12 protein-coding genes are annotated in these 15,139 nt (G+C 70.2%); 5 read left to right on the top strand and 7 right to left on the bottom strand.

Features of this window, described 5'->3' with window-relative positions:
• The first annotated feature begins 46 nt into the window (after positions 1-46).
• Positions 47-475: a helix-turn-helix domain-containing protein gene (locus DFS13_RS04285; protein WP_006484694.1), complete on the top strand. Its 429-nt coding sequence runs from the start codon at positions 47-49 to the stop codon at positions 473-475.
• Between the two features lie 154 nt (positions 476-629).
• On the opposite strand, the gene DFS13_RS04280 is transcribed toward DFS13_RS04285, so the two are convergent.
• Positions 630-1,511, bottom strand: coding sequence for a helix-hairpin-helix domain-containing protein (locus DFS13_RS04280; protein WP_006484679.1), 882 nt, complete (start codon positions 1,509-1,511; stop codon positions 630-632).
• Between the two features lie 182 nt (positions 1,512-1,693).
• Positions 1,694-3,220, bottom strand: a complete 1,527-nt coding sequence (locus DFS13_RS04275; RefSeq protein ID WP_111441397.1) for a sigma-70 family RNA polymerase sigma factor — start codon at positions 3,218-3,220, stop codon at positions 1,694-1,696.
• Between the two features lie 297 nt (positions 3,221-3,517).
• On the opposite strand from DFS13_RS04275, the gene DFS13_RS04270 reads away from it, so the two are divergent.
• Together DFS13_RS04270 and DFS13_RS04265 are read left to right on the top strand one after the other, a co-directional pair.
• Positions 3,518-3,970 (top strand): hypothetical protein, encoded by a 453-nt coding sequence (locus DFS13_RS04270; RefSeq protein WP_006484690.1) that lies wholly within the window; start codon positions 3,518-3,520, stop codon positions 3,968-3,970.
• A gap of 33 nt (positions 3,971-4,003) precedes the next feature.
• Positions 4,004-4,867 (top strand): SH3 domain-containing protein, encoded by an 864-nt coding sequence (locus DFS13_RS04265; RefSeq protein WP_111441396.1) that lies wholly within the window; start codon positions 4,004-4,006, stop codon positions 4,865-4,867.
• A gap of 119 nt (positions 4,868-4,986) precedes the next feature.
• On the opposite strand, the gene ilvD is transcribed toward DFS13_RS04265, so the two are convergent.
• The 5 genes from ilvD to DFS13_RS04240 form a co-directional block, all read right to left on the bottom strand.
• Positions 4,987-6,846, bottom strand: a complete 1,860-nt coding sequence (gene ilvD / locus DFS13_RS04260; RefSeq protein WP_111441395.1) for a dihydroxy-acid dehydratase — start codon at positions 6,844-6,846, stop codon at positions 4,987-4,989.
• Positions 6,847-7,149: 303 nt separating this feature from the next.
• The gene (locus DFS13_RS04255) at positions 7,150-8,172 is read right to left on the bottom strand and encodes an Ldh family oxidoreductase (RefSeq protein WP_006495060.1); all 1,023 of its coding nucleotides are present in this window, start codon (positions 8,170-8,172) and stop codon (positions 7,150-7,152) included.
• Positions 8,165-9,757, bottom strand: a complete 1,593-nt coding sequence (locus DFS13_RS04250; RefSeq protein ID WP_077021012.1) for an aldehyde dehydrogenase (NADP(+)) — start codon at positions 9,755-9,757, stop codon at positions 8,165-8,167. Before DFS13_RS04250 ends, DFS13_RS04255 begins: the two co-directional genes overlap by 8 nt.
• A 70-nt stretch (positions 9,758-9,827) precedes the next feature.
• A complete protein-coding gene (locus tag DFS13_RS04245; protein ID WP_034202473.1) occupies positions 9,828-11,453 on the bottom strand; it encodes an APC family permease in 1,626 nt (541 codons plus the stop codon).
• Between the two features lie 225 nt (positions 11,454-11,678).
• Complete coding sequence (locus DFS13_RS04240) at positions 11,679-12,599, bottom strand: dihydrodipicolinate synthase family protein (RefSeq protein WP_006484863.1); 921 nt, start codon at positions 12,597-12,599, stop codon at positions 11,679-11,681.
• Positions 12,600-12,850: 251 nt separating this feature from the next.
• Here DFS13_RS04240 and DFS13_RS04235 point away from each other — a divergent pair, with 251 nt between their 5' ends.
• On the top strand, positions 12,851-13,783 hold the full coding sequence (locus DFS13_RS04235) for a 4-hydroxyproline epimerase (RefSeq protein ID WP_060266117.1): 933 nt from the start codon (positions 12,851-12,853) through the stop codon (positions 13,781-13,783).
• Positions 13,780-14,907 (top strand): FAD-binding oxidoreductase, encoded by a 1,128-nt coding sequence (locus tag DFS13_RS04230; protein ID WP_111441394.1) that lies wholly within the window; start codon positions 13,780-13,782, stop codon positions 14,905-14,907. The genes DFS13_RS04235 and DFS13_RS04230 overlap by 4 nt, the downstream gene beginning before the upstream one ends.
• The last annotated feature ends 232 nt before the right edge of the window (positions 14,908-15,139 follow it).

The following is a 15,139-nucleotide window of genomic DNA, read 5'->3' as shown; positions in this document are numbered from 1 at the left end:
GAGTCGAGCGACTATCTTGCAACTTCAAGTGAACTTGAGGTCAAGCATGGGCCGACTGGACATTGCGGACGTCGCGCGGCGCACGGGATTGCCCGCATCGACGCTGCGCTACTACGAGGAAAAAGGGCTGATCGTTCCGATCGGCCGGCACGGGCTGCGGCGGCAATACGACGAATCGGTGCTGGAGCGCCTGGCGCTGATCGCGCTCGGTCGGGAGGCCGGTTTTTCCCTCGACGACATCCTCGCGATGGTCGGCGCGCAGGGGCGGCCCGCGATCGACCGCGCGAAGCTCGACGGCAAGGCGGACGAGCTCGACCGCACGATCCGCCGTCTCGGTGCGGTGCGCGATGCGCTGCGGCATGCGGCCGTGTGCCCGGCGGCGAACCATCTCGAATGCCCGTCGTTCCAGAAGCTGTTGCGCATTGCCGCGCATCGTCATCCGGCGCGCCGTGCGAAGGCGGAAGGCGCCGCGTAGCGGCGAGCCTGCGCGAGGCGGGCGGTTCGGTAGCCATGCGACGGAAGGGCGGTGATGTGGTGACGTGGCGGGTTCGACGTACGTGCCGAATCGCGAGACGGCGCTGCCGGTCCGTGCCGCCTTCGACGTCAGCGAAGCGCCGCCGACGCCCGACTCATCCCGCGTAATACACGCGGCATTCCATCTCGCGCCCGCGCACGATCCGCTTGCCGACGAGCGCGCCGTACGTTTCGGTGAACACGGTGCGCTGGTGCTCGCATTGCACCGCGTCGTAGAAATAGAGCGAGACCCAGTCGGTCGGGCGGCCGGCTTCCGGCGTACGCATTGCGGCATGCTGGCTCAGCACCGTGAAATGCCAGCCGCCTTTCGTCATGTGCATCACCGGCGGCGGCACGTAACCGTCCGCGTTCAGGCGCCGGTGCGCGAGCGTCGGCAGTACGCCGGCGGCCGCCTTGTTGCGGTACTGGCGATCGATGTAAAGCAGCAGTTCGACGGGCGGTTCCGTGCCGGGGCCGGCGCTTTGCATGTGGCCTTGCCAGCGGCGGCGCCGGCTCAGCACGTCGTCGAGCGCGGCGCGGATGCCGACCGCGCGCCGCGGGCCGACGCCCGCGATCGTTTCGAGCTGGCCGTTGCGGGCCGCGCGTTCGAGCTCCTCCAGCGTGTCGATGTGCAGCGCGTCATGAATGCGCAGCGCGAGCGCGTGGCCGATGCCCGGCACCGCTTCGAATGCGGACACGCGTTCGGCGTCGCCGCGCAAGCGGTCGAGCTGGCGCCAGCGTCCCGTGACCAGCAGCTCGGCGATCGCCTGCGCGACGCCCGTGCCGATGTCGGGCAGCGCGCCGAGCGCCTCGACGCCGCCGGCGTCGAATACGCTGCGGATGTCGCGGTCGAGCGCGTCGGCCGTATCGGCCGCGGCGCGGTAAGCGGCGACCCGGTACGGGTTCGCACCCTGGTCGACGAGCCATTGCGCGGCCTCGCGCAGGCAGGCCGCGACAAGCCGGTTTTCCTCGTACGTCTGGCTGACGGTCGACTGCATGGCAAGGGACCCGGAAAGCACAAACGGAATGGACGCGGCGAGCGATGCGCCGGTCGGCTGTCAATCATTGTCGCGACGCGCGATGAAGAAAACTTGATGCGCGTCAATGGCAAACGTAACACAGGCACGCAGCGCACGGTCGTGCCGGAACGCGGCATGACCGTGCACCGCGCGCGATGCGGTTACGCGTCGAGAAACGACTGCGCGTTCTCGGCCTCGGCGGCCGTGCGCAGCGCGGCGAGCGCCCGTTTCTCGATCTGTCGCACGCGCTCGCGCGACATCCCCGCATCCTGCGCGATCGCGTCGTAGGTGTCGGGCTCGGCGCCGCCGAGGCCGAACCGCCGGCGCAGCACGTCGGCCTCGGTCGGCGTGACCGACCGCAGCAGCGACCGCACGCAGTCGCGCATGCGCGTGTCGGCCAGTTGCTCGAACGGGCTGGCCGATGCCTGATCCTCGATCAGTTCCACGAGGCCGGTGTCCGCGTCCGGCAGCGGCGTGTCGAGCGAGACCGGCTCGGCGGGCAGCGCGAGCACCGCGCGCAGCTTGTCTTCGGCGAGGCCGGTTTCGGCCGCGAGCTCGGCCGGCGTGGCGCGGCGGCCCGTGCGCTGCCGAAAGCGCAGCGCATGCCGCTGCACGCGCTGGTACTGGTCGCCGACGTGCACCGGCACGCGGATCGTACGCGAGCGATCCGCGACCGCGCGCGCGATCGCCTGGCGAATCCACCAGGTCGCATAGGTCGAGAACTTGAACCCGCGCCGGTATTCGAATTTCTCGATCGCGCGCATCAGGCCGAGGCAGCCGTCCTGCACGAGGTCGGACAGGTCGACGCCGCGGTTCAGGTACTTGCGCGCGATCGACAGCACGAGCCGCAGGTTCGCCTCGAGCATCGCCCGCGTCGCGTCGCGCACCTTCTGCTGGCCGTCGCTCAGCGCGGCAGCAAGCGCGCGCCGTGCAACCGCATCGAAGCACGCCGCGTCGCCTGCCGACGGATCATGCGGGGCGGCCGCGAGCGCGCGCACGACACGGCTCGCGTCGTCGACGGCCGGCGCGACCCACGCGAGCGAACCGAGCAGCGCGGCCACGTGGTTGCGTGCGTCGCGGTATTCGGCCGAACGGGTGCCATGCGCATGCACTGCCTCGCGCAGCGCCGACGCCGCTGCCTGCAGCGTGTCGTAGCGGGCGGGCACGGGCGCGTCGGCGTCGTCGTCATCGGGCGAGCCGGTCGTGCCCGCCGCGCGATGACGCTCGAGCAGCGCGTCGACCGCGGGCGGATAGCCGGCGATCGCGTGCAGCACCTGATGGCGGCCCGTCTCGATCTCGCGGGCGAGCACGATTTCGCCTTCGCGCGTGAGCAGCGGCACCGCGTGCATGCGCCGCATGTAGAGCGCGAGCGGATCGGTCGACGCGCTCGTGCCGCGCGCGAGGTCGCCGAGCATGGCCCGGCCTTCGTCGAGCGCGTCGCGGTCGACCTCGACCGGCGCCGCGCCGGCGAACGGCGCGGGCACGGCCGGCTCGTCGAGTACCGCGATGCCGATGTCGGCCAGCGCGGCGCGCACGACATCGAGCGCGTCGGGGCTGTCGCTTTCGGGCGGCAGCGCGTCGACGAGGTCGGCGTGCGTCAGATAACCCTGCTCGCCGGCGAGCGCCAGCAGCTGGATGATCGGATCGAGCGGTGTGTCCGCCCGGGGAGTGGGGCGTGGCGTAGTCATGTCGATGGCGGCGCGAGCCGCGTTCCTGTCTGGGGCGGGCCGAAGCTCGCCGGTTTGCGGTTGCCGGTGGGTCGCGGACGCCCGTCCGCGCCGGTCAGCCGACATCGTTCAAGTTGAGGGCATTTGCGCCAACTTCAACGCCGGCGCCGCGGACGGGCCAGCACGCGGCGTGCCCGCCCTGCCGTCCAGGGCAGGAAACAAAAAGTAACGGATCATACGCGCGGAAATCTGCAGGGGACGTAAGCTAGAGTCAGGCGCGCGCCCGGCGGCGACGCGCGGATTCTGCCGGAGTACGAGATGAACCCGATTTCCGCCGCGAGGCCCGCCGTCGTCGCGCTGGCCGCCCTGGCGCTTGGCGGCTGCTACTACACGAGCCCGTACGGTTATGCACCTTATTACGCGCCGGTGCCCGCCACGGTGACGCAGCGCGAGATTCCGGCCGCACCGACCGCGCCCGGCCCGGCCGCGTCGACCGTGCCCCAGGCAGAGGTCGACGTCGGCCCGGCAGTGCCCGTGTATGTCGCGCCGGCCTACGTGCCGCCGCCGTATCCGTACGCGCCGTATCCGTACGCTTACCCGGCGTACTACTCCGGCTGGTACGGGCCGCCCGTGACGATCGGCTTCTGGGGCCGCTGGGGTGGCGGCTACTGGGGCGGCCGCGGCGGGTACTGGCATCGGCCGTGGGGCGGCGGGCATTGGGGCGGTGGACATTGGGGTGGCGGCCACTGGGGCGGCGGCCATCGGCACTGACCGGCGCGCGGCGACGTTGCGCGGGAGAGCATCATGAGGGACACGATTGTCCGAAGTCTGTGCGTCGTCCTGGCCGGCCTCGCGGCCGCGCCGGGCGTCGCCGATGCGCAGAGCAGCGCTTACACGAATTCGCCGGCCGAGCTGTTTGCCGGGCCGGCGCCCGATTATCCGGTGGTCGCGCAGATTCCGCCCGGCACCGCGCTCGACGTCTTCGGTTGCCTGAGCGACTACACGTGGTGCGACGTCGCCCTGCCGGGCGTGCGCGGCTGGATCGATGCGCAGTTGCTCGACTATCCGTACCAGGGCAGCTACGTGCCGCTGCTCGAATACGGCGCGATCATCGGCGTGCCGGTGACCGGGTTTGCGATCGGCGCGTACTGGGATCGCTATTACCGGCATCGCCCGTGGTATCCCGACCGCGATCGTTGGGCGCATCGTGCGGAGCCGAGGCTCGGCCCCGGCGGCATGCCGCCGGCGCAAGGGCGTCCGCAACCGGGCGCGCCGCTGCAGGTCGCGCCGGGCGGCCCGCCGCCCGTGCATGACACGCGGCCGTCGGCCACGCGTGGCGGCTGGAATGGCGCGAACCGCGTGCCGCCGCCGGCTGCGCCGACGCCGGCGCCCACACCGATGCCGGGCGGGATGGGTAATGCGCGCCCGGCCAGCCCGGCAGCGCCGACGCCGATGCCGGGCGGAGCGGGCAATGCGCGTCCGGCCAATCCGCCGCCGGCCGTGCTGCACTCGTCGCCCGCACCGGGCGGCGAGGGCCGCACGATGCCTCAGCCCGCGCGCCAGGGCGGCTGGGGTGGCGGCGGTTATGCGCGGCCGCAAGGCGGCGGAAACGGCGGGGGCAACCACGGCGGCGGTGGAGGTGGCGGTCCCGACGAACTCCGTCACTGATGGCGTCGGTGCCGCGGATTTTCCGGCGCCAGACGAAAAAAAGCCGCTCCGGAGAGCGGCTTTTTGACTGGGCAAGCGCGGCGGGGCAAGACGCCACCGGTCGCCCGTCGCATGCGTCGTCAGTCGTCGAGCAGCGACAGATCGCGCACGGCGCCCTTGTCGGCCGACATGACCAGCTTCGCGTATGCCTTCAGCGCGGCGGACACCTTGCGCGGACGCGGCTGCGCCGGCTTCCAGCCCTTCGCGTTCTGCTCTTCGCGGCGGCGCGCCAGTTCCTCGTCCGACACCAGCACGTCGATCGTGCGGTTCGGAATGTCGATGCGGATCCGGTCGCCGTCGCGCACGAGGCCGATCGCGCCGCCCGCTGCCGCTTCCGGCGAGCAGTGGCCGATCGACAGGCCCGACGTACCGCCCGAGAACCGGCCGTCCGTCAGCAGCGCGCACGCCTTGCCGAGCCCCTTCGACTTGATGTAGCTGGTCGGGTAGAGCATTTCCTGCATGCCCGGGCCGCCCTTCGGGCCTTCGTAGCGCACGATCACCACGTCGCCGGCCTTGACCTTGTCGTTCAGGATGTTCTCGACCGCTTCGTCCTGCGATTCGGTCACATGAGCGGAGCCTTCGAACACGAGGATGCTCTCGTCGACGCCGGCCGTCTTCACGACGCAGCCGTCGAGCGCGATGTTGCCCGTCAGCACCGCGAGGCCGCCTTCCTTCGAGAACGCATGCTCGTACGAGCGGATGCAGCCTTCGGCGCGGTCGAGATCGAGGCTCGGCCAGCGCGTGTTCTGGCTGAACGCGACCTGCGTCGGGATGCCGGCCGGGCCGGCCAGGTAGAACGTGCGGACCGCGTCGTCCTGCGTGAGGACGATGTCCCATTGGTCGAGCGCGTCCTTCAGCGTCGGCGCGTGGACGGTCGGCACGTCGGTGTGCAGCTTGCCGGCGCGCTCGAGCTCGCCGAGGATCGCCATGATGCCGCCTGCGCGGTGGACGTCCTCGATGTGGTACTTGTTCGTGTTCGGCGCGACCTTGCACAGCTGCGGTACGATGCGCGACAGGCGGTCGATGTCCTTCATCGTGAAGTCGATGCCGGCTTCCTGCGCGATCGCGAGCAGGTGCAGGATCGTGTTGGTCGAGCCGCCCATCGCGATGTCGAGCGTCATCGCGTTCTCGAACGCCTTGAAGCCGACCGAGCGCGGCAGCACGCGTTCGTCGTCCTGCTCGTAGTGCTGGCGCGTCAGTTCGACGATGCGGCGGCCCGCGCGCTTGAACAACTGTTCGCGATCGGCGTGCGTGGCGACCACCGTGCCGTTGCCGGGCAGCGACAGGCCGAGCGCTTCGGTCAGGCAGTTCATCGAGTTCGCGGTGAACATGCCCGAGCACGAGCCGCAGGTGGGGCAGGCCGAGCGTTCGACTTCGGCGACGTCGGCGTCCGAATACGACTGGTCGGCCGCGATCACCATCGCGTCGACGAGGTCGAGCTTCTTCAGTTCGACGGTCTTGGTGACCGGGTTCGCGAGGCGCGTCTTGCCGGCTTCCATCGGGCCGCCCGACACGAAGATCACCGGAATGTTGAGGCGCATCGCGGCCATCAGCATCCCCGGCGTGATCTTGTCGCAGTTCGAGATGCACACCATCGCGTCCGCGCAGTGCGCGTTCACCATGTATTCGACCGAGTCGGCGATGATGTCGCGGCTCGGCAGCGAGTACAGCATGCCGTCGTGGCCCATCGCGATGCCGTCGTCGACCGCGATCGTGTTGAATTCCTTCGCGACGCCGCCGGCGGCCTCGATCTCGCGCGCGACGAGCTGGCCAAGATCCTTCAGGTGCACGTGCCCGGGCACGAATTGCGTGAACGAGTTGACGACCGCGATGATCGGCTTCGAGAAATCGTCGTCTTTCATGCCGGTGGCGCGCCACAGCGAGCGCGCACCTGCCATGTTGCGGCCGGCGGTAGAGGTTTTGGAGCGGTAAGTGGGCATGGTGATGGCTGAAGAAATATCGCGGGAAAAGGGTGGAGGCACGGGAATAAAGGCCTCTCTCGCGCCCGTGCGAACAACCTCTTGAGCTGCGCCCTGGGCAAACTCCGCGATTATCCCACAGCCGACGGGCCTGCGGCGCCGGCGGAAGCGGGCGGGCGGCGGGGGCGTGAGCCGGGCAGCGGCCGCGTGCGCCAAGCGCGCCGGGCCCGAAACGGGACGCAGGCCATCTTCAGCGCAACCGGACGGCGGCTTCCTCGCCCGTCCTGCCGACGATGAAGCCGCGCCGTGCCGCTCGAGCGTGCGTCAGTCGAGCAGCGTCAGGATCTCGTCGTACAGCGGCTTCGGAATCCGCACGCCGTTCGCGATGCTGCGCGCGCGGGCGTCGAAGCGTCGTTGCGACGGCAGCCGCGCGCCCTGCGCGACGATCGATTCGAACATCCGCTCGCCGCGCGCGAGCCCCGTGTCGAGCTCGTCGCCGAGAAATACCTTCGGATCGAACGCGATCACGAGTTCGCCGTGGCACGGCGTCGCGCCGACGCCCTCGTCGAAGTCCATCGATTCCCGGCTCGTCATGTCGCCGATCAGCGCGCCGCCGAGCAGCTCGACCATTGCCGCGAGCGCCGAACCCTTGTGGCCGCCGAACGTGCGCATCGCGCCTTGCAGCGCGGCCTTCGGGTCGGTGGTCGGCTGACCGTCCGCGTCGATCGCCCAGTGCGACGGAATCGCCTTGCCTTGCTTCGCGTGCAGCTCGATGTCGCCGCGCGCGATCGCGCTCGTCGCGAAATCGAACACGAACGGCTCACCGCCCGGGCGCGGCCACGCGAACGCGATCGGGTTGGTGCCGAACACCGGTTCGCGGCCGCCTTCCGGCGCGACCCAGCTGTGGCTCGGGTTCATCGCGATGCCGACCAGCCCTTCGGCCGCGATCGCCTCGACCTCGGGCCACAGCGCGGAGAAGTGATAGCAGTGGTTGATCGCCATCGCGGCGATGCCGTGCTGCTTCGCCATCTCGACCAGCACGGGCAGCCCGGTCTCGAAGCTCAGCAGCGAGAAGCCGCGATGCGCATCGACCGCGACGATCGACGACGACAGCCGGCGCAGCGTCGGCACGGCTTGCGGATCGACCTTGCCTTTCTTCAGCGACCGCACGCAGACGAGCAGCCGGTACACGCCGTGCGAATGGCATTCGTCGCGCTGGCCCTGCGTGATCACGTTCGCGATGGCGCGCGCATGCGCGTCGGACATCCCGTGGTGCGTCAGCACGCGCAACGCGAGCGCGTGGACTTCATCGAGCGACAGGACGACTTCGGTGGTGTGGTCAGCCATGGTTCACCTCGCGCGGGGCGGGCACGCCGTCGATGCGTTGCGGCACGTGCAGCGGATTGCTGCTGCGGATCGCGTCCGGCAGCAGCGCGTCCGGCACGTCCTGGTACGACACGGGCCGCAGGAAGCGCTCGATCGCGCGGGCGCCGACGGACGTCGTGCGCGTGTCGGACGTCGCCGGGAACGGGCCGCCGTGCACCATCGCATGGCCGACCTCGACGCCCGTGCCGAAGCCGTTGACGAGAATGCGGCCGGCCTTGCGTTCGAGCGTCGGACGCAGCGCGGCGAACAGCGCCGCGTCGCCGTCGGCGATGTGTGCGGCGATCGTCAACTGGCCTTCGAGCGATTTCAGCACGCGATGCAGCGTGTCGGTGTCCGGGCAGCGCACGATCAGCGACGCGGGACCGAACACTTCGTCGCGCAATTCGGGGTGGGCGATGAATGCGTCCGCAGAGGTTGCGAGCAGCGCCGCGCGCGCCTGATGGCGGCCGCCTTCGACGCCTTCGGCCAGCAGCGCGACGGCCGAGTGATCGCGCAGCGCCGCGACGCCTTGCGCGTAGCTCGCATGGATGGGCGGTGTCAGCATCGTCTGGGCGGCGACGGCGCGCACGGCGTCGGCCGCTGCGGATTCGAACGCGCGCAGCGCGGGGCCGTCGACCGCCAGCACGAGGCCCGGGTTCGTGCAGAACTGGCCGGCGCCGAGCGTGAGCGACGCGACGAACTGCGGCGCGATCGCATCGTGACGCGCGTCGAGCGCGGCGGGACACAGCAGCACCGGGTTGATCGAGCTCATTTCCGCATAGACGGGGATCGGCTCGGGGCGCGCAGCCGCGATATGCATCAGCGCGACGCCGCCGCGACGCGACCCGGTGAAGCCGACCGCCTTGATGCGCGGATCGGCGACGAGCGCCTGGCCGATCTCGCGCGATGCGTCGAACAGCAGCGAGAACACGCCGGCCGGCATCCCGCATTCGCGCGCGGCCTGCTGGATCGCGCGGCCGACGAGTTCCGACGTGCCCGGATGCGCGGAATGCGCCTTGACGATCACCGGGCAGCCGGCCGCGAGCGCCGACGCCGTGTCGCCGCCGGCCACCGAGAACGCGAGCGGGAAGTTCGACGCGCCGAACACGGCCACCGGCCCGACCGCGACGTTGCGCAGGCGCAGGTCGACGCGCGGCAGCGGCTTGCGTTCGGGGCGCGCCGGGTCGATGCGGGCGTCGAGAAAACCGCCGTCCCGCACGAGCGACGCGAACAGCGCGAGCTGGCCGACCGTGCGGCCGCGTTCGCCTTCGATGCGCGCGCGCGGCAGCCCCGTTTCGACTACGCAGCGCTCGATCAGGTCGTCGCCGAGCGCCATGATGTGGCGGCCGATCGCGTCGAGGAACGCGGCGCGTGCGTCGAGCGACGTTTCGCGATAGGTGTCGAACGCGTCGTCGGCGAGTGCGCACGCCGTTTCCAGATCGTGCAGGCTCGCGCCGCCGAACGCCGGTTCGAGCGGTGCGCCGGTGGCGGCGGCGATCGCATGGAGAGTGCCGTTCTGTCCGGCGACGGCCGACTGGCCGATCAGGAGCTGACCTGTGAGTTGCATGGTTTTCCTCGGAAAAAAGCCGGGCCGGGCGTGCTGCGCCCGGCCGCTGGAAGGGAGAAGGGCGCGCGCGTCAATCCTCGTCGTCGTCGAGTTGCAGCTTGTCGGTGCGCACGCCGGTGCTTGCGCCCCAGTAGTAGATGACGAGCGCGACGGCCGCGACGACGACCGTGTCGTACGGATGCGCGAGCCGGCCCGTGCCGCCGAAGCCGCCGAGATACGACAGCACGATCATCGCCGCATAGAACGCGATCAGCCACGCGGACGAACGCACCTGCTCGGCGAGGCTCAGGTGCGCGGTCGGCACCCAGCGGCGGCACGCGAGATAGATCGCGAACATCACGATCTGCAGGCCGAGCAGCCAGGACACCGTGCTCCAGCCCGACCAGTAGACGATCAACGCGGCGATCACGAACGACGCGGGGCCGGTGAGACCGAACGCGCTGGCGCGGAACGGCCGCGGCAGGTCGGGCGCGGTGCGGCGCAGCGCGGCGACCGACACCGGGGCGACCGCATAGCTGAGCACCAGCGCGGCCGACACGATGTTGATCAGCGCTTCCCACGACGGGAACGGCAGCGTCCAGAAGATCGCGAGGCCGAACGTGAGCCACAGGCCCGCGCGCGGGATGCCCGACGCTTCGTCGACGCGCGTGAACACCTTGAAGAAGGTGCCCGTCTTCGCCCAGCCGTAGACCACGCGCGGCGTCGCGTTCATGTAGATGTTGCCGCAGCCGCTCGGCGAGATCATCGCGTCGGCGACGACCATCACCGCGAGCCAGCCGACGCCGAGCGCGAGGGCGATGTCGCGGTACGGCAGCGAGAACGCCTTGCTCACGTCGTGCCAGCCGGCGGCGAGCATGGCCGTCGGGATGCTGCCGATGAACGCGAGTTGCAGCAGCACGTAGATCAGCGTCGACAGCAGGATCGACAGGATCAGCGCGATCGGGATCGTGCGCTGCGGATTGCGCACCTCGCTCGCGACCGACACGATCGGCGTGAGCCCGAGATACGCGAAGATGATGCCGCCGGCCGACACGGCCATCTCGATGCCCGGCATGCCGAACGGCGCGAAGCCGTGCACGGTCAGGTTCGCGGGCTTGAAGAACGTGAACAGCACCGCGATCACCGACAGCGGCACGATGAACTTGAAGATGCTGATGATGTTGTTCGCCTTCGCGAACGTCTTCACGCTCGAATAGTTCAGGTAAAAGAAGAAGCAGAGCAGCGCGGCCTGCACGAGCCAGCCGAGCGTGGTGGGGTCGCTCGATCCTTCGACCGTCAGCCCCGGAAACCATGCGGCCGCGTACTGGCGCGCGGCGACGACTTCGATCGCGATCAGGCTCGAGAACGCGATCAGCGTGATGAAGCCCATCAGGTAGCCGAGCAGCGGGCCGTGCGAGAACACCGGGTAGCGCACCACGCCGCCCGCGCGCGGCAGCGCGGCGCCGAGTTCGCAGTAGACGATGCCGAGCAGCAGCACCGCGAAGCCGCCGAGCAGCCACGAGAAGATGCCGGCCGGGCCCGCGATCGTCGACACGTGACTCGCGGCGAACAGCCACCCCGAACCGAAAATGGCGCCGAGACCGATGAACGTGAGATCGGTCAGCGACAGCTGTTTCTTGAACTTGCCGTGACCCGCGCCGGGGTGCGCGGAACGGGAAAGCGGGACGGACGGGTGTGCGTTGCCTTGGCCTGGCATGGGCTTGTCTCCTGGGGAATGTCGGTGCAGGCGCGCGTGGCGCGCTCCGACGGAGCAGCGCGCACGCCTGCCGGCCGGCGTCGCCCGGTTCGAACGACCGGGGCGGGCCGCGGCCCGTTCACCGTCGGCGCGGGCTGGCGCCGGGGCGAGCGGGCCCGCAGGCCATGCCGGACCGCGGACGGCGACGAACAGGGGCAAGCCCGCGCGCCGCCGCAGGGGCGTCGATCAGAGACCGACGTCGGGCAGCGCCGGGCGCGTTTCGAGCGCCTTCGCGACGATGGCCTTCACTTCCGCGAGCGTGTCGCCTTGCAGCGCGAGGCGCGGCGGGCGCGTGATCGCGCTGCCGCGGCCGACCAGCTCTTCGCACAGCTTGATGCACTGCACGAGGTCAGGGCGTGCGTCGAGGTGCAGCAGCGGCATGAACCAGCGATACAGCGCGAGCGCTTCGTCGAAGCGCTTCTGCTTCGCGAGGCGGAACAGCGTCTCGCCTTCCTTCGGGAACGCGTTCGACATGCCCGACACCCAGCCTTCCGCGCCGACCGCGATGCTCTCGACCACGACGTCGTCGAGGCCCGCGAACAGCACGAAGCGATCGCCGACCGCATTGCGCAGGTCGATGAAGCGGCGCGTATCGCCCGACGAATCCTTGAAGCAGACGATGTTCTCGCAATCCTGCAACGCGATCAGCACGTCGGGCGTCACGTCGTTCTTGTAGATCGGCGGGTTGTTGTAGACCATCACCGGCAGGTCGGTGCTCGTCGCGACCGCGCGGAAGTGCGCGGCGGTTTCGTGCGGCTTCGCCGAGTAGACGAGCGCGGGCATCACCATCACGCCGTCGACGCCGACGCGCTGCGCTTCGCGCACCGTGTTGCGCGCGAATTCGGTCGTGAATTCGGCGATGCCGGCGATCACCGGAATCTTGCCGCCGGCCGCGTCGCGTGCGGCCTCGATGACCTGCAGCTTCTCGCTCGTCGACAGCGACGTGTTTTCGCCGACCGTGCCGCAGACCACGAGGCCCGACACGCCGTCGTTCACCAGGTTCTTGACCACGCGGTGCGTGGCGTCGATGTCGAGGGAAAAGTCCGGCTTGAACTGGGTGCTGACGGCCGGGAAAACCCCGGTCCACTGAATGGCGTTTCGGCTCACTGAAATCTCCTACGTTCGTATCGGTCGGCCGACGGGTGTGTCGGTGTGGCAACCAGTATCGCCGCGCAAACGCCCATCACGCTTGAGTCGTATCGCGGAGCAAAATGACGAAATCGGCACAGTGGCCGGCAGGGGCGGGAGGGGCGCATCGCACTATGCCGATTTCGTCGTCGTCCTCATCGAAAAGCCACAAGCGGACGGACGCGCGACGGAGGAAGCTATGCTCCTTTCCCCACTTCGGACGGCTCATGATGAAGCGCATCCAGATCATCGATTCGCACACGGGCGGCGAACCCACTCGGCTCGTCGTGTCCGGCTTTCCGTCGCTCGGCAACGGCACGATGGCCGAGCGGCGCGACGTGCTCGCGCGCGAGCACGACCGTTACCGCACCGCGTGCATCCTCGAGCCGCGCGGCAGCGACGTGCTGGTCGGCGCGCTGCTGTGCGACCCGGTAGCGCCCGACGCGGCGGCCGGCGTGATCTTCTTCAACAATAGCGGCTATCTCGGGATGTGCGGGCACGGCACGATCGGCGTCGTGCGCACGCTGCATCACATGGGACGCATCGCGCCGGGCGTGCACAGGATCGAGACGCCGGTCGGCACCGTCGAGGCGACGCTGCACGACGACCTGTCGGTCAGCGTGCGCAACGTGCCCGCGTATCGCCACGCGCAGGGCGTCGCGCTCGACGTGCCGGGATACGGCCCCGTGAAGGGCGACATCGCGTGGGGCGGCAACTGGTTCTTCCTGATCAGCGACCACGGGCAGCGCGTCGCCGGCGACAACGTCGCGGCGCTCACCGCGTATGCGTCGGCCGTGCGCGAAGGGCTGGAACGCGCGGGCATCACCGGCGCGAACGGCGGCGAGATCGACCACATCGAGCTGTTCGCCGACGATCCCGAGCACGACAGCCGCAGCTTCGTGCTGTGCCCGGGCCTCGCGTACGACCGTTCGCCGTGCGGCACCGGCACGAGCGCGAAGCTCGCGTGCCTCGCGGCCGACGGCAAGCTCGCACCGGGCGCCGTGTGGCGGCAGGCGAGCGTGATCGGCAGCGTGTTTCACGCGAGCTACGAGCGGGCCGACGGCGGCATCGTGCCGACGATTCGCGGCAGCGCGCACCTGAGCGCGGAAGCGACGCTGCTGATCGAGGAAGACGATCCGTTCGGCTGGGGCATCGGGTCGTGAGCGAAGCGAAGACCGACGTCGTCGTGATCGGCGCCGGCATCGTCGGCGCGGCGTGCGCGCACGAACTCGCGCAGCGCGGGCTGCGCGTGCTCGTCGTCGACGATGCGAGCGGCGGCGCGACCGGCGCAGGCATGGGGCACCTCGTCGCGATGGACGACAACGCGGCGGAGCTCGCGCTGAGCCATTACTCGATCGAACTGTGGCGCGCGTTTAGCGGCGAGATGCCCGACGGCTGCGCATACCGCAACTGCGGCACGCTGTGGCTCGCGGCCGATGCGCACGAGATGGATCTGGCGCGCGCGAAGCAGGCGACGCTCGCCGCGCACGGCGTGGCCGGCGAGCTGATCGACGCGGCGGCGCTCGCGCAACTGGAGCCGATGCTGCGCGCGGGCCTCGGCGGCGCGCTGAAGATTCCGGGCGACGCGATTCTCTACGCACCCGTCACCGCGAACTGGCTGCTGCAGCGCACGCCGCGCGTCACGGTGCGCCGCGAGCGGGCCGTCGCGGTCGATGGCCCGAGCGTGACGCTCGCAAGCGGCGACGTGCTGCGCGCGGAGCGCGTGGTGGTCGCGAACGGCGTCGCGGCGCGTACGCTGCTGCCCGAATTGCCGCTGCGCCCGAAAAAGGGGCATCTGCTGATTACCGACCGCTATCCGGGCCACGTGTCGCACCAGCTCGTCGAGCTGGGCTATGCGGCGAGCGCGCACGCGAGCGACGGCACGTCGGTCGCGTTCAACGTGCAGCCGCGGCCGACCGGTCAGTTGCTGATCGGCTCGTCGCGCCAGTTCGACACCGAGGACGCGCAGGTCGAGCCGCCCGTGCTCGCGCGCATGCTGCGCCGCGCGGTCGGCTATCTGCCGGCGCTGGCCGACCTGAACGGCATCCGCGCCTGGACCGGCTTTCGCTCCGCGAGTCCCGACGGCCTGCCGCTGCTTGGCGAGCATCCGGCGCGGCCGGGCGTATGGCTCGCGGTCGGGCACGAAGGGCTCGGCGTGACGACCGCGCCGGGCAGCGCGCGGCTCGTCGCCGCGCTGATGGCCGGCGAGCGGCCGCCCATCGAGATCGAACCGTATTTGCCGGGACGCTTCCTGACCGCGTCCCCCGTAGCTGGAGCGCTGACATGAAACGACCCCCACGCTTACTTCGTTCGCCGTCGGCCGGCGTTGGCGCTTCAGCGCTTACGCCGGTCCCATGCAAGGCGCCCCCGGCGCGGGCCGTCAGCCGCCCACGGCCGGCTTTGCAAAGCCGGCCGGCTACGCAGGCGCAGAGCGATGCGCTGCGAATTCCCTGCTACGCCCTTGCGGCGGCCCGGTGGAGGCTGAGATGAAACGACCCCCACGCTCACTTTGTTCGCTG

This window comes from Burkholderia sp. 28_3 (genome assembly GCF_003253915.1).
Classification (GTDB): Bacteria; Pseudomonadota; Gammaproteobacteria; order Burkholderiales; family Burkholderiaceae; genus Burkholderia; species Burkholderia cenocepacia.
This window is presented reverse-complemented; position numbering and strand designations above follow the sequence as displayed.

Coding starts and splice junctions, on each gene's coding strand:
- DFS13_RS04255 (WP_006495060.1), bottom strand. CDS start 8,172: ATGGCTGACCACACCACCGAAGTCGTCCTGTCGCTCGATGAAGTCCAC.
- DFS13_RS04270 (WP_006484690.1), top strand. CDS start 3,518: ATGAACCCGATTTCCGCCGCGAGGCCCGCCGTCGTCGCGCTGGCCGCC.
- DFS13_RS04275 (WP_111441397.1), bottom strand. CDS start 3,220: ATGACTACGCCACGCCCCACTCCCCGGGCGGACACACCGCTCGATCCG.
- DFS13_RS04285 (WP_006484694.1), top strand. CDS start 47: ATGGGCCGACTGGACATTGCGGACGTCGCGCGGCGCACGGGATTGCCC.
- DFS13_RS04280 (WP_006484679.1), bottom strand. CDS start 1,511: ATGCAGTCGACCGTCAGCCAGACGTACGAGGAAAACCGGCTTGTCGCG.
- DFS13_RS04250 (WP_077021012.1), bottom strand. CDS start 9,757: ATGCAACTCACAGGTCAGCTCCTGATCGGCCAGTCGGCCGTCGCCGGA.
- DFS13_RS04265 (WP_111441396.1), top strand. CDS start 4,004: ATGAGGGACACGATTGTCCGAAGTCTGTGCGTCGTCCTGGCCGGCCTC.
- DFS13_RS04245 (WP_034202473.1), bottom strand. CDS start 11,453: ATGCCAGGCCAAGGCAACGCACACCCGTCCGTCCCGCTTTCCCGTTCC.
- DFS13_RS04235 (WP_060266117.1), top strand. CDS start 12,851: ATGAAGCGCATCCAGATCATCGATTCGCACACGGGCGGCGAACCCACT.
- ilvD (WP_111441395.1), bottom strand. CDS start 6,846: ATGCCCACTTACCGCTCCAAAACCTCTACCGCCGGCCGCAACATGGCA.